General features: G+C 41.4%; 23 protein-coding genes. 14 read left to right on the plus strand and 9 right to left on the minus strand.

Features of this window, described 5'->3' with window-relative positions; all coding sequences use genetic code 11:
* Positions 1-66: 66 nt before the first annotated feature.
* Positions 67-735, minus strand: a complete 669-nt coding sequence (locus M1F14_RS06640; protein WP_048606101.1) for a 7-cyano-7-deazaguanine/7-aminomethyl-7-deazaguanine transporter — start codon at positions 733-735, stop codon at positions 67-69.
* A 168-nt stretch (positions 736-903) separates the two neighbouring features.
* Between M1F14_RS06640 and tusA the strand changes: the two genes are divergently transcribed.
* Positions 904-1,158 carry a sulfurtransferase TusA gene (tusA, locus tag M1F14_RS06645; protein ID WP_042846344.1) on the plus strand — a complete coding sequence of 85 codons (255 nt, stop codon included), beginning with the start codon at positions 904-906 and terminating at the stop codon, positions 1,156-1,158.
* A gap of 59 nt (positions 1,159-1,217) precedes the next feature.
* Here the strand turns inward: tusA and M1F14_RS06650 are convergent, their stop codons facing one another.
* The 3 genes from M1F14_RS06650 to M1F14_RS06660 form a co-directional block, all read right to left on the minus strand.
* Entirely contained in the window at positions 1,218-2,177 is a 960-nt protein-coding gene (locus M1F14_RS06650) for an Rpn family recombination-promoting nuclease/putative transposase (protein WP_181468770.1), read from the minus strand.
* A gap of 195 nt (positions 2,178-2,372) precedes the next feature.
* Positions 2,373-4,745 carry a zinc/cadmium/mercury/lead-transporting ATPase gene (locus M1F14_RS06655; protein WP_071548626.1) on the minus strand — a complete coding sequence of 791 codons (2,373 nt, stop codon included), beginning with the start codon at positions 4,743-4,745 and terminating at the stop codon, positions 2,373-2,375.
* A 152-nt stretch (positions 4,746-4,897) separates the two neighbouring features.
* A complete protein-coding gene (locus M1F14_RS06660; protein WP_042846339.1) occupies positions 4,898-5,527 on the minus strand; it encodes a lysoplasmalogenase in 630 nt (209 codons plus the stop codon).
* A gap of 120 nt (positions 5,528-5,647) precedes the next feature.
* On the opposite strand from M1F14_RS06660, the gene M1F14_RS06665 reads away from it, so the two are divergent.
* Positions 5,648-5,998, plus strand: a complete 351-nt coding sequence (locus M1F14_RS06665) for a DUF2500 family protein (protein ID WP_042846338.1) — start codon at positions 5,648-5,650, stop codon at positions 5,996-5,998.
* Between the two features lie 4 nt (positions 5,999-6,002).
* On the opposite strand, the gene M1F14_RS06670 is transcribed toward M1F14_RS06665, so the two are convergent.
* Both M1F14_RS06670 and rsmD read right to left on the minus strand, forming a co-directional pair.
* Positions 6,003-6,299: a DUF1145 family protein gene (locus tag M1F14_RS06670; protein WP_181468769.1), complete on the minus strand. Its 297-nt coding sequence runs from the start codon at positions 6,297-6,299 to the stop codon at positions 6,003-6,005.
* A gap of 10 nt (positions 6,300-6,309) precedes the next feature.
* Positions 6,310-6,891 (minus strand): 16S rRNA (guanine(966)-N(2))-methyltransferase, encoded by a 582-nt coding sequence (gene rsmD / locus M1F14_RS06675; RefSeq protein ID WP_048606105.1) that lies wholly within the window; start codon positions 6,889-6,891, stop codon positions 6,310-6,312.
* 276 nt (positions 6,892-7,167) lie between these two features.
* On the opposite strand from rsmD, the gene ftsY reads away from it, so the two are divergent.
* From ftsY to rpoH, 4 genes are all read left to right on the plus strand, one after another.
* The gene (ftsY, locus tag M1F14_RS06680; RefSeq protein WP_181468768.1) at positions 7,168-9,171 is read left to right on the plus strand and encodes a signal recognition particle-docking protein FtsY; all 2,004 of its coding nucleotides are present in this window, start codon (positions 7,168-7,170) and stop codon (positions 9,169-9,171) included.
* 6 nt (positions 9,172-9,177) lie between these two features.
* Positions 9,178-9,843, plus strand: coding sequence for a cell division ATP-binding protein FtsE (ftsE, locus tag M1F14_RS06685; protein ID WP_048606110.1), 666 nt, complete (start codon positions 9,178-9,180; stop codon positions 9,841-9,843).
* The gene (gene ftsX / locus M1F14_RS06690) at positions 9,836-10,813 is read left to right on the plus strand and encodes a permease-like cell division protein FtsX (RefSeq protein ID WP_042846328.1); all 978 of its coding nucleotides are present in this window, start codon (positions 9,836-9,838) and stop codon (positions 10,811-10,813) included. Before ftsE ends, ftsX begins: the two co-directional genes overlap by 8 nt.
* A gap of 256 nt (positions 10,814-11,069) precedes the next feature.
* Positions 11,070-11,945 (plus strand): RNA polymerase sigma factor RpoH, encoded by an 876-nt coding sequence (gene rpoH / locus M1F14_RS06695; RefSeq protein ID WP_042846326.1) that lies wholly within the window; start codon positions 11,070-11,072, stop codon positions 11,943-11,945.
* A gap of 131 nt (positions 11,946-12,076) precedes the next feature.
* Here the strand turns inward: rpoH and M1F14_RS06700 are convergent, their stop codons facing one another.
* Positions 12,077-12,463: a VOC family protein gene (locus M1F14_RS06700; RefSeq protein ID WP_048606112.1), complete on the minus strand. Its 387-nt coding sequence runs from the start codon at positions 12,461-12,463 to the stop codon at positions 12,077-12,079.
* Positions 12,450-12,875 (minus strand): aspartate 1-decarboxylase autocleavage activator PanM, encoded by a 426-nt coding sequence (gene panM, locus M1F14_RS06705; RefSeq protein WP_181468767.1) that lies wholly within the window; start codon positions 12,873-12,875, stop codon positions 12,450-12,452. Before panM ends, M1F14_RS06700 begins: the two co-directional genes overlap by 14 nt.
* 379 nt (positions 12,876-13,254) lie before the next feature.
* Here panM and M1F14_RS06710 point away from each other — a divergent pair, with 379 nt between their 5' ends.
* From M1F14_RS06710 to livF, 5 genes are all read left to right on the plus strand, one after another.
* Complete coding sequence (locus M1F14_RS06710) at positions 13,255-14,364, plus strand: branched-chain amino acid ABC transporter substrate-binding protein (RefSeq protein WP_042846321.1); 1,110 nt, start codon at positions 13,255-13,257, stop codon at positions 14,362-14,364.
* A gap of 102 nt (positions 14,365-14,466) precedes the next feature.
* A complete protein-coding gene (gene livH, locus M1F14_RS06715; protein ID WP_042846319.1) occupies positions 14,467-15,393 on the plus strand; it encodes a high-affinity branched-chain amino acid ABC transporter permease LivH in 927 nt (308 codons plus the stop codon).
* Positions 15,390-16,661, plus strand: a complete 1,272-nt coding sequence (locus M1F14_RS06720; protein ID WP_042846314.1) for a high-affinity branched-chain amino acid ABC transporter permease LivM — start codon at positions 15,390-15,392, stop codon at positions 16,659-16,661. Before livH ends, M1F14_RS06720 begins: the two co-directional genes overlap by 4 nt.
* Positions 16,658-17,437, plus strand: a complete 780-nt coding sequence (gene livG, locus M1F14_RS06725) for a high-affinity branched-chain amino acid ABC transporter ATP-binding protein LivG (RefSeq protein ID WP_042846312.1) — start codon at positions 16,658-16,660, stop codon at positions 17,435-17,437. Before M1F14_RS06720 ends, livG begins: the two co-directional genes overlap by 4 nt.
* On the plus strand, positions 17,437-18,138 hold the full coding sequence (gene livF, locus M1F14_RS06730; RefSeq protein WP_042846311.1) for a high-affinity branched-chain amino acid ABC transporter ATP-binding protein LivF: 702 nt from the start codon (positions 17,437-17,439) through the stop codon (positions 18,136-18,138). Before livG ends, livF begins: the two co-directional genes overlap by 1 nt.
* Positions 18,139-18,210: 72 nt before the next feature.
* Here the strand turns inward: livF and M1F14_RS06735 are convergent, their stop codons facing one another.
* The gene (locus tag M1F14_RS06735; protein WP_181468766.1) at positions 18,211-19,110 is read right to left on the minus strand and encodes a hypothetical protein; all 900 of its coding nucleotides are present in this window, start codon (positions 19,108-19,110) and stop codon (positions 18,211-18,213) included.
* Positions 19,111-19,678: 568 nt separating this feature from the next.
* Here M1F14_RS06735 and hutU point away from each other — a divergent pair.
* The 3 genes from hutU to M1F14_RS06750 are packed head-to-tail and all read left to right on the plus strand — an operon-like array spanning position 19,679 to position 23,724.
* Positions 19,679-21,346 (plus strand): urocanate hydratase, encoded by a 1,668-nt coding sequence (gene hutU / locus M1F14_RS06740; protein WP_042846308.1) that lies wholly within the window; start codon positions 19,679-19,681, stop codon positions 21,344-21,346.
* 57 nt (positions 21,347-21,403) lie between these two features.
* Entirely contained in the window at positions 21,404-22,588 is a 1,185-nt protein-coding gene (locus tag M1F14_RS06745) for a CaiB/BaiF CoA-transferase family protein (protein ID WP_042846307.1), read from the plus strand.
* Entirely contained in the window at positions 22,585-23,724 is a 1,140-nt protein-coding gene (locus M1F14_RS06750) for an acyl-CoA dehydrogenase family protein (RefSeq protein WP_042846305.1), read from the plus strand. Before M1F14_RS06745 ends, M1F14_RS06750 begins: the two co-directional genes overlap by 4 nt.
* The last annotated feature ends 246 nt before the right edge of the window (positions 23,725-23,970 follow it).

The raw sequence follows: 23,970 nt of genomic DNA on the forward strand, positions 1-23,970 counted from the left end.
TTATTCTTTGTTTTAGCTCAGTTTAACCCTTTTGGAGATAGCATTTAGCTATCTCCTTTTTTATTTTCAATGTTGACGAATTAATTGCTTTTTATCTGCATTATTAAAGAAGTACTTTAAGATTAGGTTTAACAGAACCCCATAAGCAGGTAAGAAAAACAGCATACAAATAAGTAGTTTAAATACATAATCAACCAAAGCAATTTCAACCCAATTTGCGGCCATAAATGGGTCGCTACTGCGGAAAAATGCAATAAAGAAGAATGCAATAGTATCAATCAGGTTACCAAAAAACATGGCACAAGCAGGCGCTACATACCAGCGTGCATTTTGCCGTAACCGGTTGAATACACCAACATCTAATATTTGCCCAAGGACATAAGCCATAAAGCTTGCTGCAGCAATACGCGCAACGAATAAGTTAAATTCAAATAAAGATGCAAAACCTTGCCATTCACCTTGGAAAAATAACGCTGAAATAACGTATGAAATCAGTAATGCAGGTAACATTACAGCAGTAATAATTCTACGGGCAAGTGGTGCGCCATAAATACGAACGGTTAGGTCTGTAGCAAGAAAAATAAATGGAAAAGTAAATGCACCCCAAGTGGTATGGAAGCCCAAAATATTAATTGGCAACTGCACTAGGTAATTACTTGAAGTGATAATTAGTACATGAAATAAAGATAGCCAGATTAAGGCGGTGGCTTTTTGCCGCACAGTAAAATCAAACATATTGTACCTTTTTAGTCGCAATGGGGTGAGGGAACCCATGAAATACATCCCTAAATCGGGAATTGCGCATCATACGCTTGTTGCGCAACAAAAGCAAAACTGTTCACTCATCGCGAGCAATTTTATTATATAATTGGCTCATTGATTACTTTGAGTAGAAGCGTTTTTATGTCTGACTTATTTGCAAATGCGAGCAAAACCCTTGACACACTTGGCTTACGTTGCCCTGAGCCTGTTATGTTAGTGCGTAAAACAGTCCGTAATATGGCTGAGGGTGAAACATTGTTAATTATTGCTGACGACCCTGCAACAACCCGCGATATCCCAGGTTTTTGCCGCTTTATGGAACATGAATTATTGGCTGTTGAAGCTGAAACGACACCTTACCGTTATTTATTGCGTAAAAAGGCGGGCGGGTTGTAATATTAAGTATGCCAATTCCTGCCATAAGGCAGGGATTGAGAATATCACTGAAATTTAACTTATGAAGTATGCTGTAAGTCCAATATTTCTTGGTAGCTTAACCCAGTGAGTTGGCTAATTAGTTCAATACTGGTCCCGAGTTCTAAGCCTTTAAGGGCAACTTCATGTTGTTTTCTATTTGTACCGATGTCAATTCCTCGGTTTACACCAATATCAATTCCTCGGTTTACACCAATATCAATTCCTTCTTGCATTCCTTGATTTTTTAAGCGTTGTGCAATGTTCATAATTGCCTCTTGGTTATTTTCAATTTGATTGATAAGTTGACTGACAACAATTTTAAAATGAGGTGAATCCATTGTAAGAAATAAGTAATTGAAAATTGTGATAATGTCATCATTGTTATGATAATTATTGTTCATCGCTTGAGCTAATAGTGTAGTCACTTTCTCAACATTTTCTCGTAAATCTTTATGCTTCATTGCTAATTCCATCACGGCAACCTTGCGGTGATTCACCAGTTCATTGTCATCAATAACGGTAATATCAACGACAGGAAATGGTTGGCTATATAAATCATTGGCTATGTCAGGCCAAGGAAAGCAATGGGTCCATGGCTGTGAATACGGGTAGGGAGTGACTTTCCCATGGTAGAACAAGATAGGGACGACTAAGGGTAAATGACGATGCCCTTGTTGTAAGTGCTGATTCATTGCTGAAAATGCATAATACATCATCCTCCATCCCATAAATTTATCGGGTGTTGATTGATGCTCAACTAGCATATAAAGATAGCCTTCGCCTTGTAGTGTTTCCACAGTGTATAAAACATCTGATAACCGAGAGCGAAGTTGCTTATCAATAAATGAAGAATTGGTGATGGCCAAGGTATCAAAATTACATAACTGTTTAATATGCATTGGTAGGTGAATATCAAAAAAATCACGAGCGTTCTCAATTTTAGACATAAAGCCTTTAAATGCAGAGTCATGAGGTGTTGAGCTGTGACTTTTTACCATATTAACCTTCCCAAAATGTGATGACCATGACTTATTTTCAGGGGATATTCTAGCGGGGTTTGGGATGGAATGGGGGTGAAGTTAGTCCTAAATATTTAGTCAAGATGGCAATTAACATATTGTAATGGTTAGAGTTATTTTTTCTTCTACAAAAGAAAAACGCCCCTAAGGGCGCTTTGATTAGTTGATGAAACACTATTTTTTCACTTGAGGTAATTTTACTCGAAGTAACCGTACAGCATTTGCAGTGACCAGTGCAGTTGCACCTGAGTCGGCCAGTACTGCAACCCAAAGCCCAGTGATCCCTAATAAACTGGTTACTAAGAAAACACCTTTTAACCCAAGTGCGATAGCGATGTTTTCACGAATGATTTTTCGTGTCGCACGGGATAACGCAATGATTTCAGCTAATCCGGTTAAGCGGTTGTGGGTTAACGCCGCATCCGCGGTTTCAAGAGCCACATCAGTTCCGCTTCCCATAGCCACCCCAATGCTTGACGCTTTCATTGCTGGCGCATCATTGATGCCATCGCCGACCATCATGGTACTATGGTTACGGTTAAGCTCCATGACTGCAGTGACTTTATCTTCTGGCAATAGCCCTGCTCGGTATTCCATACCTAACTGATTTGCAATTGCACTAGCAGCGCGTGGGTTATCACCGGTTAGCATCACGGCGTTCACATTAAGCGCTTTAAGCATATGCATTGCATCAGTTGCATCATTACGCAGCGTATCTTGCAAAGCGGTTAAACCGATGACACGGCTATCTTCAAGCGTGACAACGACAGTTTTCCCTTCGGCCTCTAGGGCTTCAACTTTACCTTGCCACTCACTATTTAACGGGATATCAAGGCGATTCGGTGCGCTAACAAGAATATGCTTGTTGTTAAGGAAACCTTCAACCCCTTTCCCTGCTAATGCTTTGCGCTCTTGAGCTTCTAGAACTGTTAAAGATAATTCTTCTGCTTTATTAACTACAGCTTTGGCGAGAGGATGGTGAGAGCCAACTTCTACAGAAGCGGTAATTTGCACTAATTCACCTTCAGTCATGCCTTCTGCTGGCACTAAGTTAGTGACATGAGGCTTACCTTCTGTCAGTGTACCTGTTTTGTCCAAAGCAATTGTTGTTATAGTACCTAGTTGCTCAAGTGCTGCACCACCTTTAATTAATGCTCCACGACGAGTTGCAGTGGCGAGTGCCGAGGTTATAGCTGCTGGGGTTGAGATGACTAAAGCACATGGACAACCGATCAACAGCAATGTTAAGCCTCGATATATCCACGTTTCCCACAATGCACCAAAGAAAATAGGTGGAATGACAATCACTAACGCTGAAATCAACATAATGATTGGCGTGTATATACGACTAAAGCGGTCAATAAAACGTTCTATAGGTGCTCGGCGTTCTTCTGCTTCCTCGATCAGTTGTAAAATGCGGTCGATAGCATTTTGCCCCTGTTCTGACACCACTTCCATTTGAACAGCTCTATCAACAGACAAACAACCCGCCGCAACTTTCTCACCAACATTGCGTTCAACCGGAACGGACTCCCCTGTTAGTGCACTTTCATCGAAGCTAGCAAAACCCGAAACCAAAACAGCATCTGTTGGTAGACGACCACCTGGGGCTATTTCAATAATGTCGCCTGGTCGTAATTGCGCAACAGGGATAGTGGATTTTTCCCCATCTTTGATTAAGACCGCATCTTCTGGCACTAAAGCCATTAATGCGCTAACACCGCGTCGTGCTCTACCTGCAGAATATGATTCCAGCATTTCACCTAACATGAAGAGCAAGATAACCATCGCGGCTTCTTCAGTTGCTTGAATGAATATTGCACCGACAGCTGCAACGGTCATTAATGTTTCAATAGCAAAGGGGGAGCCTGTACGAATTAAACGTAACGATTTACGGGCAATAGGGTATAGCCCAAAAAGGGTAGTTAAAATAAAAGCAATGTTACCAATTTGCGGATTGAAAGACTCAATCCCCCAACTAATGGCCATTAAAATGGCTAAGATAATGACGGGTTTAGCTTCACTCAATAAACTCTGTTGAGGAGCAAGGGACGCAGCACTGTTATTACCAACTTCAAGTAATTCATAACCCGCAGCTTCAACAGTAGAACGTACTGCCGTGCTGATGTCAGTATTTGCATCAACAACTAATTTTTCTGTGGCAAACAACACCTTAGCTTGTTTAACTTCACTAATTTGTCTTACTGCGGTTTCAATTTTATTTGCACAACTTGGGCAATCCATACCACGGATGATCCAACTAAAGCGTTGTTTCGCTTCTAGAGTTGGTTCAACGTCGTTAATTGTTTGTGTGTTAAGCCCACAGCTGGTGCCGTGTTGGTGGTCATGACTTGTGTGTTGATGTGAAGAATGCTGATGAGATTCTTCGTCATCGTCAGGATATTCCTTCACATTATTATGTTCATGAGTATGTGAGTCATTACTAACTTTTTTGCTGTTATTCGCAATAGAGGATGAACAGCTGCTATTGCTTGAGCAGCAACTGCTCGTATGCGCATGGGTATCTTTATGTGTATGTGTGTGCATAAGTGCCCCTTATCAAACAAGATATTCTATCATTGCAGATAAGCTTACACTTTGGAGTCTACTCCAGAGTCAAACTAAAAGAGAGGTGCCAATTGATAAAATTCTCAAATAGCATTTTTTATCAATTGGCGTGAGACTTGAATGAGTTGTTGTTACAGATAAATGGCACGAACAATGAAGAATTGTCCAATAAAATAGAGCGCGGCAACAACGGCTTTTGAGGCTTTAAATGGAATACGGAAATGTGCTATTAGCCAAACACAGTTAGATAAGAACAGTAGTGATGCCCCTATCATAATGGAAAAATTATATTCACGAGCTAGCCCAAAGTACTGGTCACCTGCGACCCATGCCATAATCATACACATGATTAACGACGCAAAAACAATAGCCTGTAGATTTTCGAGCTTTCCCCAAATGAAAACAAGAGTAACGGCTGCAATAATCAGAGGGACAGCTAGCCAAGGTAAGAATAGGCCAAAATTTAATTGCATCCCAAAGCTAATGGTATAAATCAGGTAACTCAAGAACATCAATGCGACTGAAGTTAGTAAGCGTTCACTAGATAACATGCGAGAAAGATCCGCTACTAGAGAAACTAATAGGCCTGCTAAAATCAGGTAGTTTTGAATATTTAAATCCTCAGAACTCCACCCCCAGAGTAGTAAGAGTAGCAGTGTAATAGGGCGAAATAACCAACGTTGCCACCCTGGTCCTCGATAGGCTGCATCGACATACAACCAACCGGAAAAGAGTACAGCGAGGAATGGCCAACTAATCATACACATATCCTTATAAGTTCAATGAGTGAAACTACAGTGATTAGGTTACTTAGATAACGTGTCCTATTTATATAAATAAGATAAACTACAGTTACTGACTTTTTAAACAAAATTCACATTATGAATAAGCCAATATTACTGATTATCGTTCTTGCGATCATTGCTGTTTTAGCAACAAAGCGCTTTTTTGACCAACGCAAGCAAAATGAAATTAATGATAACTCTTTGCCTGTGACTTATTTAGTTAAAGTCGATAATAAAAAAGATTACCCTTACCCTAACATGCGTTCTAGAGAGCGAGATGTTGTCTCTCCAGAAACTTTTCGTTATGAAATTTATTTCAAAACGCTATCAAGTGGTGAAATAATCAAAACTATTGTAACGGAAGAACAATACCAAGACGTTGAGTTAGGCCGCGAAGGTAAACTTATTATGCAAGGTACGCGGTTTGTTCGTTTTGAGCCAGCCTAGGGCCTTATTGGCCGGACTGTTTTTTCTTTGCTTCTTCCAACGCGGCTTTGGTTTTTTTCTGCATAGCTAGCATTTCAAAAAACCCAAAAAAGAAAATTCGTAGTTGAACTAAACCTGAGATTTTCTCCCCTTTAGGGAGGGTCGCTTTAAGAAAGATAGTTTGCAGTGCATGCATGAAAACCATAAACACCATTGCAATATCCATAAAGTATTTCAGTGGCTTAGGGAATGGGTGAATAAGGTTAAATACCATAAAGCCCCAAACACAAATCATCAGCAGGCGTCCAATGTTAATAAACATGTTTTTTTCCCTAAAGTAAAGTTCGGATGAAAAGACGATAAGCAACTTGCCCAGCTATTTTTTCGCGGTGAAGTTGCCAATTCGCTGGAATGTCAGTAAGTGGTGACTCCGCTTCTGACTCAATGTATACCCAGCTTTCTTCTGCTAACCATTGGTTTTTTTCTAATAATTGAATGGTTTCATTAAGTAACCCTTTTCGAAATGGTGGGTCAATAAAAACCACATCAAAAGGGGCCCCTGATTGGTTTAGTATATTAAGGGTATTATTATTGACAACAGAGGCATTATCGGCTTGCAAGCGGGTTTTATTTTCGGCTAATAGCTGTGCGTTTTGTTTATCAAGCTCAATAAAGGTTACAGTCTGGGCAAAGCGAGAAAGAGCCTCAAAGCCTAAAGCCCCGCTTCCTGCAAAGCAATCTAAGCAGCGAGCATCACGAATAACAGGCATTAACCAGTTAAATAAGGTTTCTTTTATTCTATCTGTTGTTGGGCGTAAGCCTTCACTATCGCGAACAGGTAGTTTTCTGCCTCGCCATTTTCCACCAATAATTCGAATTTGCCCTAAAGGGGCTGATTGTGGTTTTTTTGCCATAATATTTATTGCTACTTAGCTGGTTTATGTACTTAAAATTGATTGTTACTATTGTATACCTGTCAGACGATAAGTTGCAGTGTTGTTATTCCTTATTGGTTGGATTTCAATTATAGCGTTTTATTTTCACAGTTTTAACACCCAAATTTAGATTAAATTTTCAGGATTTTTCTTTCAGATATGTGTTGCTGAGCGATGAAATGGTAGACTGGATGTAATTTTATCGCGATTTAATTATCGAGTGCCATATTTTTACCGCGAGGAGTGTAGTGGCAAATGGCTAAAGACAAGAAAAAAGGGTTCTTTTCATGGTTGGGGTTTGGTCGTAAAAATGAAGAAGATACTCAGAAAACAGACCATCAACAAACAAATACGGCTGACGAAGCTGAAAAACAGCCGCAAGAGCAAGAAGTTGCAATAGATATCGCAACCGCAGAAGCAGAACGACAACATCAAGCCGAGCAGGCCGCCATTAAAGCGGCTGAAGATGAAGCTCAGCGTCAGTATGAGGAACAGCAAGCTGCAATTGAAACAGCAACTGAGCAAGCAGAAAAAGAGCGTGAAGCACAAATAGCGGCGATTCAGGCAGCCCAAGAACAAGCTGAACTTGAACGCCAAAAGGCAGAAGAAGTACGGCTCATAGCAGAGCAGGCGGAGCGTGAGCGTTTGGAAGCTGAGGCAATGCGTGTGGCTGAAGTCGAAATGGAGCGCCAGCGCCAAGCAGAATTAGCCGCTATTCAGGCTGCAGAAGAGGCTTTAGAACAACAGCGTCAAGCTGATTTAGCGACGATTAAAGCAGCGGAAGAACAAGCAGAACGTGAACGCCAAGAAGCCGAAGCGGCACGGTTAGCGGAAGAACAAGCAGAGCGTGAACGCCAAGAAGCCGAAGCAGCACGGTTAGCGGAAGAGCAAGCAGAGCGTGAACGTCAAGAAGCCGAAGCAGCACGGTTAGCAGAAGAACAAGCAGAGCGTGAACGTCAAGAAGCCGAAGCAGCACGGTTAGCGGAAGAACAAGCAGAGCGTGAACGCCAAGAAGCCGAAGCAGCACGGTTAGCAGAAGAGCAAGCAGAGCGTGAACGCCAAGAAGCCGAAGCAGCACGGTTAGCGGAAGAGCAAGCAGAGCGTGAACGTCAAGAAGCCGAAGCAGCACGGTTAGCAGAAGAACAAGCAGAGCGTGAACGTCAAGAAGCCGAAGCGGCACGGTTAGCGGAAGAACAAGCAGAGCGTGAACGCCAAGAAGCCGAAGCGGCACGGTTAGCGGAAGAGCAAGCAGAACGTGAACGCCAAGAAGCCGAAGCCGAGCGCTTACGTTTAGAAGAAGAAAAAAATAATTCGCCAACAGAACAAGAAAAACCCAAAAAAGAGGGTTTCTTTGCTAGGCTAAAGAAAGGGTTATTGAAGACCCGTCAAAATTTAGGTTCAGGCTTTTTGGGGTTATTTTCTGGTAAGAAAATTGATGATGACCTATTTGATGAACTTGAAGAACAATTATTAATTGCAGATGTTGGTGTAGATACCACTCGTAAAATTATTAATAACCTCACCGCGCATGCTAGCCGTAAAGACCTGAAAGATGCTGAGGCTTTATATGGCAAATTGCGTGAGGAAATGTCTGATATTTTAGCGAAAGTGGATAAACCACTCGTGATCGAAGATAAAAAACCCTATGTTATTCTAATGGTTGGGGTTAATGGAGTGGGTAAAACAACCACGATTGGTAAATTAGCACGTCAATACCAGTCGGAAGGGAAAAGCGTCATGTTAGCTGCGGGGGATACTTTCCGTGCCGCAGCGGTTGAACAACTCCAAGTGTGGGGTGAACGTAATAAAATCCCTGTGGTTGCTCAACACACCGGTGCAGACCCAGCCTCAGTTATTTTTGATGCAATTCAATCAGCGCAAGCTAAAGGTGCTGATGTCTTAATTGCTGATACTGCAGGGCGTTTACAAAATAAATCACACTTAATGGAAGAACTGAAGAAAATTGTTCGCGTGATGAAAAAATTGGATGAAAACGCACCGCATGAAATTATGTTAACGCTAGATGCGAGTACTGGACAAAACGCGGTAAGTCAGGCCAAACTTTTTGATGAAGCTGTTGGTTTGACTGGTATCACATTGACTAAGCTCGATGGCACAGCAAAAGGTGGGGTAATTTTCTCTATTGCAGACCAATTTGGTATTCCAATTCGTTACATTGGTATTGGTGAAGGTATTGAAGATTTACGTCCATTTAAAGCAGATGACTTTATCGAGGCTCTATTTGCCCGAGAGGAATAATTTTCGATGATCCGCTTTGAACACGTTAGTAAAGCTTATCGCGGTGGCCGCCAAGCTCTCCAAGGGGTTGATTTTCATATTCAACCTGGGGAAATGGCATTTTTAACAGGCCACTCAGGCGCAGGTAAAAGTACGTTACTTAAACTAATATGTGGCATTGAGCGCCCAAGTGCGGGCCACATTTTGTTTAATGGTCACGATATTAGCCGCTTGAAGAATCGGGAGATCCCATTTCTGCGCAGGCAGATCGGCATGATTTTTCAGGATCACCACCTGCTATTTGATCGAACTGTTTATGATAACGTAGCGATGCCATTGATTATCTCTGGGGCGAGTACAGAAGATATTCGTAGGCGCGTTTCTGCTGCATTGGATAAAGTTGGGTTATTGGATAAAGCGAAAAATTTCCCTATCCAATTATCTGGTGGGGAACAGCAGCGAGTGGGTATTGCACGAGCCGTGGTGAATAAACCAACGATGTTACTCGCGGATGAACCAACCGGTAACCTTGATGGCGAGCTATCGGAAGGTATTATGCGTTTATTTGAAGAGTTTAACCGCGTTGGCGTGACGGTATTAATGGCAACACACGATATTGCATTGATTAAACGTCGTAACTATCGTGTTCTTACACTTAGTGAAGGCCGCATGCTTGGAGGTCAACATGGCTAAGAATGTCCGTAAAGGCAGGCCAGAACGCACCATGCAATCGAAAAGTAAAGCACTAAAGGGCGGGTGGCGTGAGCAATGGCGTTATTCGTGGCTTAATGCACTTGCCGATATGCTTAGGCAACCTTTAGCCACCTTTTTAACGGTGATGGTGATAGCGATTTCACTCGCTTTACCAAGCCTTTGTTATATTGTGTGGAAAAACGTCTCACAAGCAGCAGCACAGTGGTATCCAACACCACAACTCACAGTTTATCTGGATAAATCTCTTGATGAACAAGGTGGTCAAAATGTGGTGACTCAATTACAGGCTCTTGAAGGTGTGGAAAACGTTAATTACCTTTCAAGGGACCAAGCAATGAGCGAATTTCGTAGCTGGTCTGGTTTTAGTACCGCACTTGATATGCTTGAAGAAAACCCATTGCCTGCGGTGGCGATCATAACGCCAAAAATTGACTTTGAAGGGTCAACGGTACTGACCACACTTCGAGACCGGGTCAGTCAAGTGAATGGTATTGAAGAAGTTCGCATGGATGATAGCTGGTTTGCGCGTTTAGCATCATTAACCAATTTGGTGGGGAGCATTGCTTCCGTGATTGGTATTTTAATGATTGTGTCATTGTTCCTTGTAATTGGTAACAGTGTGCGGCTAAATATTTTTGCTCGACGAGATACGATCAATGTGATGAAGTTGATCGGCGCAACTGATGGTTTTATCATGAGGCCATTTTTAAATGGGGGGCTTTTTTTAGGGGCTTTAGGCGCCATAATCTCCTTAATTATGACCTTCTTACTGGTTTGGCAGTTATCGGCTGGTGTTGCGCAAGTCGCAAGTGTGTTTGGGACTCAATTTAATATTGAAGGGCTATTGTGGGAAGAGTCATTATTGATCCTCTTATTATCTGCAATGGTAGGTTGGGTTGCAGCATGGTTGGCGACACTTCAACATTTACGTCATTTTACACCAGAGTAATAGATTGTTTTTAGTGGCTTTTATCGAGGGCTATGGGTAATGAATGCTTATTAGCCCTTGATTTTATTAGGTCTTTATTTTAAAAGTGAACTTAGTCTGGATTGTTTTGTCTTATATTGACCTACTGTTGACAATTCCTGTATATAATTTATTTAATGCCGTTAAACTGCTAAACTCTATGTTTACTTCATGATTAACCAATACGGTTATCGACATCAAACCAATCTGTTTTCCATTTTGTTTATAGAGGATCTGAATGACCAAAGATATGCAATCCTTAGCTCTTGTTCCACAAGGAAGTATTGAAGCCTATGTTAGGGCGGCTAATGCTTACCCGATGCTTACCGCTGAGGAAGAAAAGGAACTTGCTGAACGGCTGCATTACCACGGTGATCTGGATGCTGCCAAGCAACTTATTTTGTCGCATTTGCGCTTTGTTATTCATGTTGCTCGTAGTTATGCGGGGTATGGTTTGCCGCAAGCGGATTTAATTCAGGAAGGAAATATCGGCTTGATGAAAGCGGTGCGTCGTTTTAATCCTGAGGTTGGTGTTCGCCTAGTTTCCTTTGCGGTTCACTGGATCAAAGCAGAAATTCATGAATATGTGTTACGCAATTGGCGTATCGTAAAAGTTGCAACAACTAAATCTCAGCGTAAGCTATTCTTTAATCTAAGAAAAAATAAAAAGCGTCTTGGTTGGTTTAATCAAGAAGAAGTGGATATGGTTGCTGAAGAACTTGGAGTAAGCACGAAAGATGTCCGCGAAATGGAATCTCGCATGGCCGCACAGGATATGGCATTTGATATGTCAGATGACGACGATAGCGGTGATTTCGGCGGTCCAATTGCGCCAGTCTTATTTTTGCAGGATAAATCATCGGATTTTGCAGGTTCCATTGAAGATGATAACTGGGAAAGTCACGCGACTGATCGGCTATCTGATGCATTAGATTCCTTAGATGAGCGCAGCCAAGACATTATTCGGGCACGCTGGCTTGATGATGACAACAAAACGACGTTGCAAGAACTGGCTGATAAGTACGGTGTATCAGCTGAGCGTGTTCGTCAGTTAGAAAAAAATGCCATGAAAAAACTGCGTTTAGCCATGGAAGAAGATGACGACGAGATGTAATTTGTTGTTAAATAAACTGCGGTAAATAATTATCTGCATTTGTCTTCAATAAAATGGAGTATAAATGCAGATAATCACATCTTATATTCTGTTTTTATTTCTGGCCTTATAAATAGGCAAACAACCTACTCTTAGTCGCTATACAACTCTAATGGAAGGCCATCAGGGTCAGCAAAAAACGTGAATCTTTTTTGAGTGTAAGGGTCAATCCGTATTTCTTCACAAGTCACCCCTTGTTTTGCTAAATAAGCGACCCATTTATCTAAGTTATCAACACTAAAAGCAAGGTGGCGAAGCCCTGCTGCTTCGGGGTAGCTCAACCTTGCTGGTGGATCAATAAAACTGAATAATTCAATTTGATAATGTTCCCCAAAAGCTAAGTCTGCTTTCCATGAATGGCTTTCAGCACGGTAGTATTGTGCTAGTAAGTTTAAACCTAAAATACGGCAGTAAAAATCTTTACTGACTTCAAAATTTGAGGCGATGATCGCAACATGATGGATTTTATTTAACTTCATGTAGGTAGCCTATCTGTTTTTCCCATACGTCTGGTTGTATTGTCGCATTAAACCCGCAGGCGGTTAAAAATAATTGCGTGTGTTGTTTTTCTTGTGGCAAAACATGATTGAAATTGAACTGCCAGTGTTCTACATCAGGATGAGCTCGGAAAATTTCTTGCATTAAATATAAGCCAACACCTCTGCGACGAGTCGCCTCACGAACACAAAAATCACGAATAATGGCATGATGATGGTCAACGCTCACTTTAGCGGCTGCAAGTAACCTTTCATTAAAGCGAGCAGCATAAAACTGTTCCCCAGTTTTAAGTATTTCAGTAAGTTCATGTTGGCTCTGGTCAGGCCAGATTTTATGTAAGTCTAGGTATTGCTGTTCAGTAGGAATGACCAAAGGGATAATAGTGAGTCTCATGATGTTTTGTCCGTTTCCCTGTAAGGGTTGCAGTCACTGATCCTGCCAGAGTGATCTACAACTGATTTTTAGGTTTTAGAGAGAAAAATTTGGTACGACTTAATTTTCCGAGTTTAGCTCGGATTAATTTAAATTTAACTAGAATATAACACTGGTATTTACATAAAAACCACTTAAACACATTAGTTTTTTATTCTGCATCTAATGTAATTACCTACCATATCCATTTGCTATTTAGCATAATTATCTTGTTTAATGTTATGAAATATATAGCCTTATTCGCTGTATTTTGAAATATCAGGCATTGTACCTGTCAACCATAATAATCTACTACAAATCAAATACAAACACTCAGAACCATGAAGACGGGGACGATAAAATGAAGAATATGAATAAAGCATTATTAGCGGGCTGTATCGCGATGGCATTCAGCTCTGCGGGATGGGCAAAGGAAATTAAAATTGCGGTTGTTGGCGCAATGTCAGGGCCAGTGGCTCAATATGGTGATATGGAATTTACAGGAGCGCGTCAAGCTATTGCAGATATTAATGCAAAAGGTGGCATTAATGGTAATACACTAGTTGCAGTTGAATACGATGACGCTTGTGACCCGAAGCAAGCAGTTGCAGTTGCCAATAAAGTAATCAATGATGGTATTCGCCATGTTATTGGTCATCTGTGCTCTTCTTCTACTCAGCCTGCATCGGATATCTATGAAGATGAAGGCGTGATTATGATCACCCCTGCGGCAACGAACGCCGACCTCACTACCCGTGGTTACCAAATGGTATTGCGTACGACGGGTTTAGACTCTGACCAAGGGCCTACCGCAGTTAAATATATTTTAGATGAGGTTAAGCCAACTCGTATCGCTGTGGTACACGATAAACAGCAGTATGGTGAAGGTTTAGCGCGCTCTGTTCGTGAAAACCTCAATAAAGCTGGTGTAAAAGAAGTGATGTTTGAAGGGGTTACCGCTGGTGACAAAGATTTTTCAGCATTAGTGGCGAAGCTGAAAAAAGAAAACGTAGATTTTGTTTACTTCGGTGGTTATTACCCAGAAATGGGGCAAATTTTACGCCAAGCGAAGCAATCTGGTCTAAACATCCGTTTTATGGGGCCTGAAGGTGTTGGTAACTCGTCATTATCGAATATCGCTGGTGATGCTTCGGAAGGGATGCTAGTCACATTACCAAAGCGCTATGACCAAGTTGCCACTAACCAACCTATTGTTGATGCAATTAAAGCGAAAAAAGAAGATCCAACAGGGCCATTTGTGTGGACAACTTATGCTGCTATCCAAGGTTTAACTACGGCAATGGAGCGTACAGGTAGTGTTGAGCCTGAAGATTTAGTCAAAGATTTGAAAGCAAATCCAGTTGAAACTGTAATGGGAACGCTAAGCTGGCAGCCAAACGGGGACTTGAAAGGTTTCGAGTTTGGTGTATTTGAATGGCACAAAGATGGGACTTCCACCTCTGTAAAATAGTCGCGAGTCGTGTTCCAAAGTAGTGAATAAGAACCGGAAGAGAGTCACTTTCTTCCGGCTTCTGTTCTCTATATAGGACAAGCAGTTCGAAAGGATAGTCTTATGTCAGATCAAATTCTTTATTTTATTCAGCAATTCCTTAATGGATTGACTCTTGGCAGCACCTACGCACTCATCGCTATAGGTTATACCATGGTGTACGGCATCATTGGTATGATTAACTTTGCCCATGGCGAAGTGTATATGATAGGCAGCTATGTTTCTTTTATTGTGATCGCAGGCTTAATGATGCTTGGGATTGACGTTGGCTGGATCTTAGTCGCTGCGGCATTTGTTGCCGCGATCGTTGTTTCCAGTGCTTATGGTTGGAGTATTGAGCGTGTTGCTTATCGGCCTGTACGTCATTCTAAACGTTTAATTGCATTGATCTCGGCGATCGGGATGTCTATTTTTCTACAAAACTATGTCAGTTTGTCACAAGGTTCACGGGACTTAGCGTTACCAAGCCTAATTACAGGGCAATGGGTGCTCGGTGAAAGTGATGGTTTTGCAGCAACAGTTACGAAAATGCAGTTAACAATATGGGTGGTAACACTGCTAGCGATGCTGGCGTTAACCGTATTTATTCGTTATTCAAAGATGGGAAGAGCCTGTCGCGCTTGTGCTGAAGACTTAAAAATGGCGAGTTTACTTGGCATTAATACCGACCGAGTCATTTCGTTAACTTTTGTTATTGGCGCTGCAATGGCCGCAGTAGCCGGTGTTTTGTTAGGGCAATTTTATGGTGTTATTAACCCATATATTGGCTTTATGGCTGGGATGAAAGCCTTTACGGCAGCAGTATTAGGTGGAATAGGCAGTATTCCTGGCGCCATGCTAGGTGGTTTAATTCTTGGTGTGGCTGAAGCGATGACTTCTGCATATTTGAGCACTGAATACAAAGATGTCGTGTCATTTGGTTTATTAATCGGTGTGTTATTAATCATGCCTACCGGCATTCTGGGACGCCCGGAGGTCGAAAAAGTATGAGAAAAGAAAATTGGATTAACGCCATTGTAGCCTCAGCCACTTTTTTTGTGCTGGCGTTATTTATGATGGGGATGCAACTTACACTTGATGGAACAAAACTGGTTGTCACAATGGGGGATTCTGTTCGTTGGAATTGGATTCTTGCAGGGATTGTCGTCATTTTTGTGTACCAGCTTGTCCGCCCAACGTTAAGTAAAGTATGGAAAGGCGTTCCTAAGAAAGCTTGGTCTATTCCTGATTTTGATGGTTCCACAACAAAACAGAAAATCTTAGCGGTCATAATCATTATTGCTGCAATTATTTGGCCATTTCTAGTTTCACGTGGAAGTGTTGATATTGCGACTTTAACACTAATTTATGTGATGTTAGGGTTGGGGTTAAACGTTGTTGTTGGCCTTTCTGGTTTACTGGTTTTAGGTTATGCAGGCTTCTATGCGATCGGCGCTTATACTTTCGGGTTATTAAATCATTACTATGGTTTTGGTTTCTGGGAAAGTTTACCGATTGCAGGGTTAACCGCGGCATTAGCCGGTTTTTTACTAGGCTTCCCTGTTCTGAGATTAAGAGGTGACTATCTTGCGATTGTGACGCTCGGTTTTGGGGAAATTGTGCGTATTTTATTACTCAATAATACTGAGATCACAGGTGGGCCGAATGGGATTAGCCAGTTACCTAAACCTACATTGTTTGGTCTTGAGTTTAGCCGTACAGCAAAAGAGGGATGGGACACATTCCATAACTTTTTTGGGTTAGATTATAGCCCTGGTGATCGGATTATTTTTCTCTATTTTGTCGCGCTACTGCTAGTTGTATTGACGCTGTTTATCATTAATCGGCTGCTTCGAATGCCGTTAGGCCGTGCGTGGGAAGCGTTGCGTGAAGATGAAATTGCATGTCGCTCACTAGGCTTGAGTCCAACGCGAATTAAATTAACCGCTTTTACTATTAGTGCCGCTTTTGCGGGGTTTGCGGGGACATTATTTGCCGCAAGACAAGGGTTTATTAGCCCAGAGTCATTTACCTTTGTTGAGTCTGCATTTGTACTGGCTATTGTTGTACTTGGGGGAATGGGCTCGCAAACATCGGTGATTTTAGCCGCTATTATCTTAGTTGTATCAAGGGAAATGATGCGTGACCTTAACCAATACAGCATGTTGTTATTGGGGGCATTGATGGTATTGATGATGATTTGGCGGCCACAAGGCTTATTACCAATGAAACGTCGACAAATGCAGGTTAAAAAAGTACCTGAAGGGGAGGGCGCATGAGTCAATTAACTCCCCCTTTATTACAGGTCAGTGGCTTAACCATGCGTTTTGGTGGCTTACTTGCGGTTAATGATGTCGAACTAGGGATTAATCAGGGTGAAATAGTGTCCTTAATTGGGCCTAACGGCGCAGGGAAAACAACCATTTTTAACTGCTTAACTGGCTTTTATAAGCCGACTAGTGGCACTATCTTATACCATGATAAACACCTTGAAGGCCTATCAGGGCAAGCTATCGCGCGTTTAGGGGTTATCCGAACTTTTCAACACGTGCGGTTGTTCAAAGAAATGACTGTCATTGAGAACCTACTTGTTGCGCAACATCAACATTTGAAAAGTGGTATTTTTTCTGGTCTTTTAAAGACTCCAGGTTTTCGCCGTGCAGAGTCAGAAGCTCTTGATAATGCGGTAAAATGGTTGGAGCGAGTTGACCTATTACCGTTTGCTAATCGGCAAGCAGGTAATTTAGCGTATGGGCAACAACGACGTTTAGAGATCGCACGCTGTATGGTGACTCGCCCTGAAATTTTGATGTTAGACGAACCCGCAGCAGGACTTAACCCTAAAGAAACTAACGACTTAGATGAATTAATTGCTGAATTACGCAGCCATCATAATGTTTCTATCTTATTAATTGAACATGATATGAAATTAGTGATGGGGATTTCAGACCGTATTTATGTTGTGAATCAAGGTACGCCATTAGCCAATGGTACACCAAATGAAATTCGCCAACATCCAGATGTGATTAAGGCCTATTTGGGGGAAGCTTACTGATGTTAGAGTTTAAAAAAGTTTCTACTCACTATGGGAAGATACAAGCACTGCATGGGATCAGCTTAAATATTCAAAAGGGTGAAATTGTGACCCTAATTGGTGCTAATGGTGCAGGGAAAACAACCTTATTAAGCACCTTGTGTGGCGACCCTCGAGCATCTGAAGGCCAAGTTATCTACCGAGGTGTGGATATTACTCAATTACCTACATCGAAAATTATGCGTGAAGATATTGCATTAGTGCCAGAAGGGCGGCGTGTATTTTCTCGTATGACGGTAGAAGAAAACCTCGCCATGGGGGGATTTTTCGCTAATCGCCAAGAGTATCAAGAACGTATTGAACGAGTATATACGCTATTTCCAAGGCTCTATGAACGTCGAAACCAACGCTCGGGGACGATGTCAGGTGGGGAACAACAGATGCTTGCCATAGGGCGTGCTTTAATGAGTCAGCCTGAATTGTTGTTACTCGATGAGCCGTCACTAGGGTTGGCTCCGATTATTATTATGCAAATTTTTGATACGATTCAACAGCTACGGGAAGAAGGCATGACCATTTTCCTTGTTGAGCAAAATGCTAATCAAGCTTTGAAACTCGCTGATCGCGGGTATGTACTGGAAAATGGGCGTATTGTCTTGGAAGACAGTGGAAAAGCCTTGTTAGCCAATGAGGCTGTCAGAAATGCTTATTTAGGCGGTTAGTGAGAATATATTAAATACTTCGGGCTGTGGGAGTGCAATAGCTCGAAGTATTTAATACCAATGCTTTCTGTATTATTTTTTTATAATAGTAATTTTAAGCTTATCTTTATTATCATTAATATGTTTTAAAACACCATTATTATTATTCATTAATTCAAGTGTGCCGTCGTCACGTTTAGTTAAATAGGTTTTTCTTTCGACTGAGATTAATAAGTTTGGCAATTCACGACCAAAACTAGTAGTTACATTTATATATTTAAATTTTTTATTAGCCGTAATGATACAATCGCCATTTTCTGTTTCTTTAATCGTAAAACTAGTTCTCATATCATCAATTGATTCATCATTTTGGATTGTATCTATAGCGTTATTTCCTATAATATAATTATCATCTTTGTTTATTTTATGTAAACGAGTGAGCGGGTCGGCAAGAAAGCCTTGATGAGTGATTTGTGATATTATTTGTGCGTTTTTTGAACCGAATTTTGCAGTAAGAACTCTTGCATCTTTAATATTTACTGTGTTTTCTTGGCGATATGGGGTGTGTAAATAAACATTCATTCTATTGAAATCTTTGTTGAATTTATCAGATAGTTCCCTATCAAAAGTAAATCCATCAGATTCAAGAATGTGACCCAGAGCGGTAGATGTCGTTTTATCATCACTATTTGGAGTAAATCTTTCTATTTTAGTTTTTAATATAATTGAAGTTGAATTTTTATCATGAATAATTTCTTTTTTATATTTACTAAGATTCTGAAAGTGTTGCTTAAGGGAAATTATTTTACTTTTATTATTTAATGTCTGTTTTCTTTTATTTATTATTGATAACCTGAATGATTCTAAAATTGATCCTAACGCTATTTTAATTCTGTGAATAGAACTTGGGAGTGATTTTTTATTCGAGCTGTTATTTTTTATACAGTGAGTATTTTCGGGGGAATAGACAATATTCTTAGTAATTTTAGTCATAAAGGGTCACTTAGTAATATATTTAAATTTAGGGTAGATTATCCCACCCTAAATTTAATGTATTGCAAAAATAGATAACTATTAATTTGGTATTTATCTTTTATAAGTGACCTGTTTTGTGAAGAGCTTATCTCATTAGAGTGAGTTCTAGCCGTGTTATCTGTTCATTTTTCTATTTTTACGGAATGTGAAGTATCTCCCATTTCAGCTATTTGCTTGTTTCTATGTATAAAATTAAATGTATATACAACTTTTTCCATAGAAACAGAGAGCTACTTGTTGTTGTATAACTTTTCTGACTCCCCTTTTTCCACTGTTCGTATAAAAATTCAAATTTAAATGTATATACTTTGTGAATTAAATGTATATATATTTGAATGCAAGATAAATGATTTCAATGAATAGATAGTCTCGAGCACGTTGATATTGATTTAATGTATTGATTTTAAATCAGTTAACTGACCTGAAAATAAAGGTGAATTGTCGCTAACAAGGTATCTCGTAGATTATCACCGTAGAAAATTGTTAATTTAAAGTTAATTGAAAATGGATGATAGGGGATACAACCATGCAAAACCGTACAGACTTAACTCGAGTGATCCGCGCTCCACGAGGCAGTGAAAAAGCCTGTAAAAGCTGGCTGACTGAAGCCGCGTACCGGATGATCCAAAATAATTTAGACCCCGATGTTGCTGAGCACCCTCAAAGCTTAGTGGTTTATGGTGGTATCGGTCGTGCAGCCCGTGATTGGGAATGTTATGACAAAATTTTAGAAGTATTAAAAACATTGGAAGACGACCAAACCTTGTTAGTTCAGTCAGGTAAACCTGTCGGAGTATTTCCTACTCATCCAGATGCTCCACGTGTACTAATTGCCAACTCAAATATTGTTCCACATTGGGCGAATTGGGAGCACTTTAATGAGTTAGATCGCAAAGGTTTGATGATGTATGGGCAGATGACCGCGGGTTCATGGATCTATATTGGTTCTCAGGGGATAGTTCAAGGTACCTATGAGACTTTTGTTTCACTTGCAAAACAACATTTTGATGGCAATGCTGCGGGTCGTTGGATTTTAACGGGAGGGCTCGGTGGAATGGGAGGAGCGCAACCTTTAGCCGCGACGATGGCTGGTTTTAGCATGATTGCGGTTGAATGTGATGAAAGCCGTATCGACTTCCGTTTAAGAACCCGTTATGTGGATAAAAAAGCCACTTCACTCGATGAAGCATTGCAATACATTGAAGAAGCAAAAGCGACAGGTAAGCCGGTATCTGTGGGGCTATTAGGTAACGCCGCAGATATTTACAGTGAGTTAGTCAAGCGCAATATAACCCCTGATTCTGTGACTGACCAAACGAGTGCTCATGACCCTGTTCATGGCTATTTACCTCAAGGCTGGTCATTAAATCAATGGCGAGAAAAACAAGAAACCGCTCCAACTGAGGTCACGAAAGCTGCTAAGAAAAGTATGGCGGTTCAAGTGGATGCCATGTTGACAATGCAAAAACGTGGCTCTGCTGCTTTTGACTATGGAAACAATATTCGACAAATGGCTAAGGATGAAGGTATCAGTAATGCCTTTGATTTTCCTGGGTTTGTTCCTGCTTATATTCGACCATTATTTTGTGAAGGGATCGGTCCATTCCGTTGGGTCGCTTTATCGGGAGACCCCGAAGATATTTATAAAACCGATCAAAAAGTCAAAGAGTTATTGCCTGACGACAAGCACTTACATAATTGGCTAGACATGGCCCGTGAGCGCATTGCTTTTCAAGGTCTGCCAGCACGCATCTGTTGGGTAGGGTTAAAAGATAGAGAAAGGTTAGGCCGAGCTTTTAATGAAATGGTGAAAAGTGGCGAATTAAAAGGACCTATTGTGATTGGGCGTGATCATTTAGATTCAGGTTCAGTGGCAAGCCCGCACCGTGAAACAGAATCAATGAAAGATGGTTCTGATGCCGTTTCTGACTGGCCGCTATTGAACGCATTATTAAATACTGCGGGAGGCGCTACATGGGTTAGCTTACACCATGGTGGTGGTGTGGGTATGGGCTTTTCTCAGCATTCAGGCGTAGTCATTGTCTGTGATGGAACAGATGCTGCCGATAAGCGTTTAGCTCGTGTCTTACATAATGACCCAGCAACGGGGGTTATGCGCCATGCGGATGCAGGTTATGACATTGCAATTAACTGCGCCAAACAGCAAGGGCTTAATTTGCCAATGGTTAAGTAATGTTGTTTGCCGGCGACTGTTGAGCCGGCAACATTCTGGAATAATAAGGAATTCAGTATGAATGCTGCATCAATTCAGAAAAAACAAGGGCCACTGGCAGGGATCAAAGTGATCGATTTAAGCCGTGTATTAGCGGGTCCTTATTGCACCGGTATGATGGCTGATCTTGGTGCTGAAGTCATTAAAATTGAAGTGCCTAATCATGGTGATGATAGCCGCCATTTAGGGCCTTTTATTGATGGTGAAAGCGTTTATTACGGCTTAATTAATCGTGGGAAACGTAGCATTGAGCTGGATCTTAAAGCGGATGAAGACCGCGCTATTCTTTTTCGATTAGTTAAAGAAAGCGATGTTGTTGTTGAAAACTTCCGCCCCGGTGTAACTAAAAGGCTCGGTATTGATTTTGATAGCTTAAAAAATCATAACCCTAAATTAATCTATGCCAGTATTTCAGGGTTTGGTCAAAACAGCCCATTAGCAAGTTACCCTGCGTATGACATTGTGGCACAAGCGATGTCAGGTTTAATGAGTGTCACAGGGTTCCCTGAAACGGGGCCAACGCGTAGTGGCGAATCTATCGGAGATGTCTGTGCTGGTATGTTTGCTTCATGGGCGATCAGCAGCGCGTTATTTGCCCGAGAACGACACAATGAGGCGGCACAATACATTGATGTTGCTATGGTTGATGTGTTACTGAGTATGCAATTAACCGGGCTTTCAAACTTATTTGCTCATAATAAAGCACCAAGTTTAGTTGGGAATCGCCATCCTGTTTCTACGCCATTTGATACTTACCATGCAAAAGATGGTTTAGTGGTAATAGCGATTGCCAGTGAAAAACTATTTCAACGTTTTTGCGAGTGCATGGGGAAAACTGAGCTTTGTCAGGACCCCCGCTATTTTGATGACCCCACCAGAACGCAACACCAAGCGGATTTAAGAAAAGAGATCGAAAGCTGGACTTGCCAAAAAACCGTTGAAGAAGTGTGTGATTTATTGTTAAACGCAGGGGTACCGGCTTCACCAATCCATGATTTACAGCAAGCAACACAGAGCGAGCATGCACAAGTACGTCAAGTACTCACTTATTTAAATGATGGTGGTACCCCGTTGATTTCTCAGCCCGTTTTTTTCAATGGTAATAAGCCACATTCAACATTACGAGCCCCTGTATTAGGTGAGGCAAATGCTATTTATAAGCCAGCGAAAACAACAACTAAAAATGCGGAGACAATGTTATGAGCTTTGAAATTAATGAAACTGAACAGGCAATTGTTGATGCAGTAGAAAAAGTATGTCACGACATTTTGCAACCTAATGCACAACGCTATGATGAAACCGAAACGTTCTGTGCTGAAAGTCTACAAGCGTTGGGAGAAATGGGGTGCTGGGGGATTAATTTACCTGAACAGTATGGTGGTTTTGGTATTGGTAGTATTGCGATGAGTAGGGTTGTTGAGGCTGTGGCGGCAGCTTGTGCATCTACCTCATCTGCATTAACAGCCCATTTCCTAGCAACAGATTCAATTTTAGTGGGGGGAACGGAAGAACAAAAAGCATATTGGCTACCGAAAGCGGCAACAGGTGAAATGTTAGGAGCATTCGGTTTAACAGAACCAGCTGCTGGCTCTAACCCAGCCGATATGCGAACAGTCGCTACACGTGAAAACAGCGGCTGGCGTATCCGAGGTAACAAACACTATATTACCAATGCTAAAGAAGCCGATTTTATCGTGTTGTATGCCAAAACAGATGTTGAGGCAGGAGCCCGCGGGATCAGCGCTTTTATGATCCCAAAAGGCACAGAAGGCGTAGCCTTTTCACAGCCAGAGAAAACCATGGGGCTACGTGGCAGTACGATTTATGAATTAGCTTTAAATTGTTGGCTACCTGAATCTGCCTTATTAGGTGAGGAAAATAAAGGGTTCCATACGGCAATGGAAGTACTAGATAAAGGCCGTGTCGAAGTGGCAGCAACCTCGCTCGGTATTGCTCGGGCAGCGATGGAAAGTGCTTTAGGTTGGGTCAAAGAACGTCAAATTGGTAAAAAACCATTAGCTGCATACCAAGGGACACAATGGCGTATCGCCGATATGCACACGCAACTTGAAGCCGCACGTATGTTGACATGGCGCGCCGCTGAGTTACGTGATTCAGGAGAGCGCTTTAGCTTGCAGTCAGCCACAGCAAAATTATTTGCTGCTGAATGTGCTGGTTTCGTGACTGATGCTGCATTACAGCTTCATGGTGGGTATGGTTATATTCGTGACCTTCCATTAGAACGTTATGTACGTGATGCACGAATTTTACGGATTTTTGAAGGTACTTCGGAGATCCAAAAGATCATTATTTCTCGTGCGGTTTTAGATGCGATTTAATTCATTTTAAAAATAATGAGCGAGTAGGCGGGACAGGCGGCTACTCGTTCATAAGGCAGCATAGGAGCACTACCTGACAACAGGATCATGGAATTAAAACACAACAACAATCAGGTTTAAGAATGTATTTCAATTAGTTACTGTGGATGAATAATAGATAAAACATCATCCAGCGTAATGGTTAATAACTGTACCTTACGATTGTAGTTATTGCGGGTTCATTACGATTAATTGGTTCATTCTTTA

Origin of the sequence: Providencia sp. PROV003, assembly GCF_045040775.1 — a bacterium.
GTDB classification, from domain to species: Bacteria; Pseudomonadota; Gammaproteobacteria; order Enterobacterales; family Enterobacteriaceae; genus Providencia; species Providencia huashanensis.

Coding starts and splice junctions, on each gene's coding strand:
- M1F14_RS06700 (WP_048606112.1), bottom strand. CDS start 12,463: ATGAAGTTAAATAAAATCCATCATGTTGCGATCATCGCCTCAAATTTT.
- livH (WP_042846319.1), top strand. CDS start 14,467: ATGTCAGATCAAATTCTTTATTTTATTCAGCAATTCCTTAATGGATTG.
- M1F14_RS06710 (WP_042846321.1), top strand. CDS start 13,255: ATGAAGAATATGAATAAAGCATTATTAGCGGGCTGTATCGCGATGGCA.
- M1F14_RS06640 (WP_048606101.1), bottom strand. CDS start 735: ATGTTTGATTTTACTGTGCGGCAAAAAGCCACCGCCTTAATCTGGCTA.
- ftsE (WP_048606110.1), top strand. CDS start 9,178: ATGATCCGCTTTGAACACGTTAGTAAAGCTTATCGCGGTGGCCGCCAA.
- hutU (WP_042846308.1), top strand. CDS start 19,679: ATGCAAAACCGTACAGACTTAACTCGAGTGATCCGCGCTCCACGAGGC.
- M1F14_RS06655 (WP_071548626.1), bottom strand. CDS start 4,745: ATGCACACACATACACATAAAGATACCCATGCGCATACGAGCAGTTGC.
- M1F14_RS06720 (WP_042846314.1), top strand. CDS start 15,390: ATGAGAAAAGAAAATTGGATTAACGCCATTGTAGCCTCAGCCACTTTT.
- M1F14_RS06735 (WP_181468766.1), bottom strand. CDS start 19,110: ATGACTAAAATTACTAAGAATATTGTCTATTCCCCCGAAAATACTCAC.
- M1F14_RS06650 (WP_181468770.1), bottom strand. CDS start 2,177: ATGGTAAAAAGTCACAGCTCAACACCTCATGACTCTGCATTTAAAGGC.
- ftsY (WP_181468768.1), top strand. CDS start 7,168: ATGGCTAAAGACAAGAAAAAAGGGTTCTTTTCATGGTTGGGGTTTGGT.
- livG (WP_042846312.1), top strand. CDS start 16,658: ATGAGTCAATTAACTCCCCCTTTATTACAGGTCAGTGGCTTAACCATG.
- M1F14_RS06670 (WP_181468769.1), bottom strand. CDS start 6,299: ATGTTTATTAACATTGGACGCCTGCTGATGATTTGTGTTTGGGGCTTT.
- tusA (WP_042846344.1), top strand. CDS start 904: ATGTCTGACTTATTTGCAAATGCGAGCAAAACCCTTGACACACTTGGC.
- M1F14_RS06750 (WP_042846305.1), top strand. CDS start 22,585: ATGAGCTTTGAAATTAATGAAACTGAACAGGCAATTGTTGATGCAGTA.
- M1F14_RS06660 (WP_042846339.1), bottom strand. CDS start 5,527: ATGATTAGTTGGCCATTCCTCGCTGTACTCTTTTCCGGTTGGTTGTAT.
- ftsX (WP_042846328.1), top strand. CDS start 9,836: ATGGCTAAGAATGTCCGTAAAGGCAGGCCAGAACGCACCATGCAATCG.
- panM (WP_181468767.1), bottom strand. CDS start 12,875: ATGAGACTCACTATTATCCCTTTGGTCATTCCTACTGAACAGCAATAC.
- livF (WP_042846311.1), top strand. CDS start 17,437: ATGTTAGAGTTTAAAAAAGTTTCTACTCACTATGGGAAGATACAAGCA.
- rsmD (WP_048606105.1), bottom strand. CDS start 6,891: ATGGCAAAAAAACCACAATCAGCCCCTTTAGGGCAAATTCGAATTATT.
- M1F14_RS06745 (WP_042846307.1), top strand. CDS start 21,404: ATGAATGCTGCATCAATTCAGAAAAAACAAGGGCCACTGGCAGGGATC.
- M1F14_RS06665 (WP_042846338.1), top strand. CDS start 5,648: ATGAATAAGCCAATATTACTGATTATCGTTCTTGCGATCATTGCTGTT.
- rpoH (WP_042846326.1), top strand. CDS start 11,070: ATGACCAAAGATATGCAATCCTTAGCTCTTGTTCCACAAGGAAGTATT.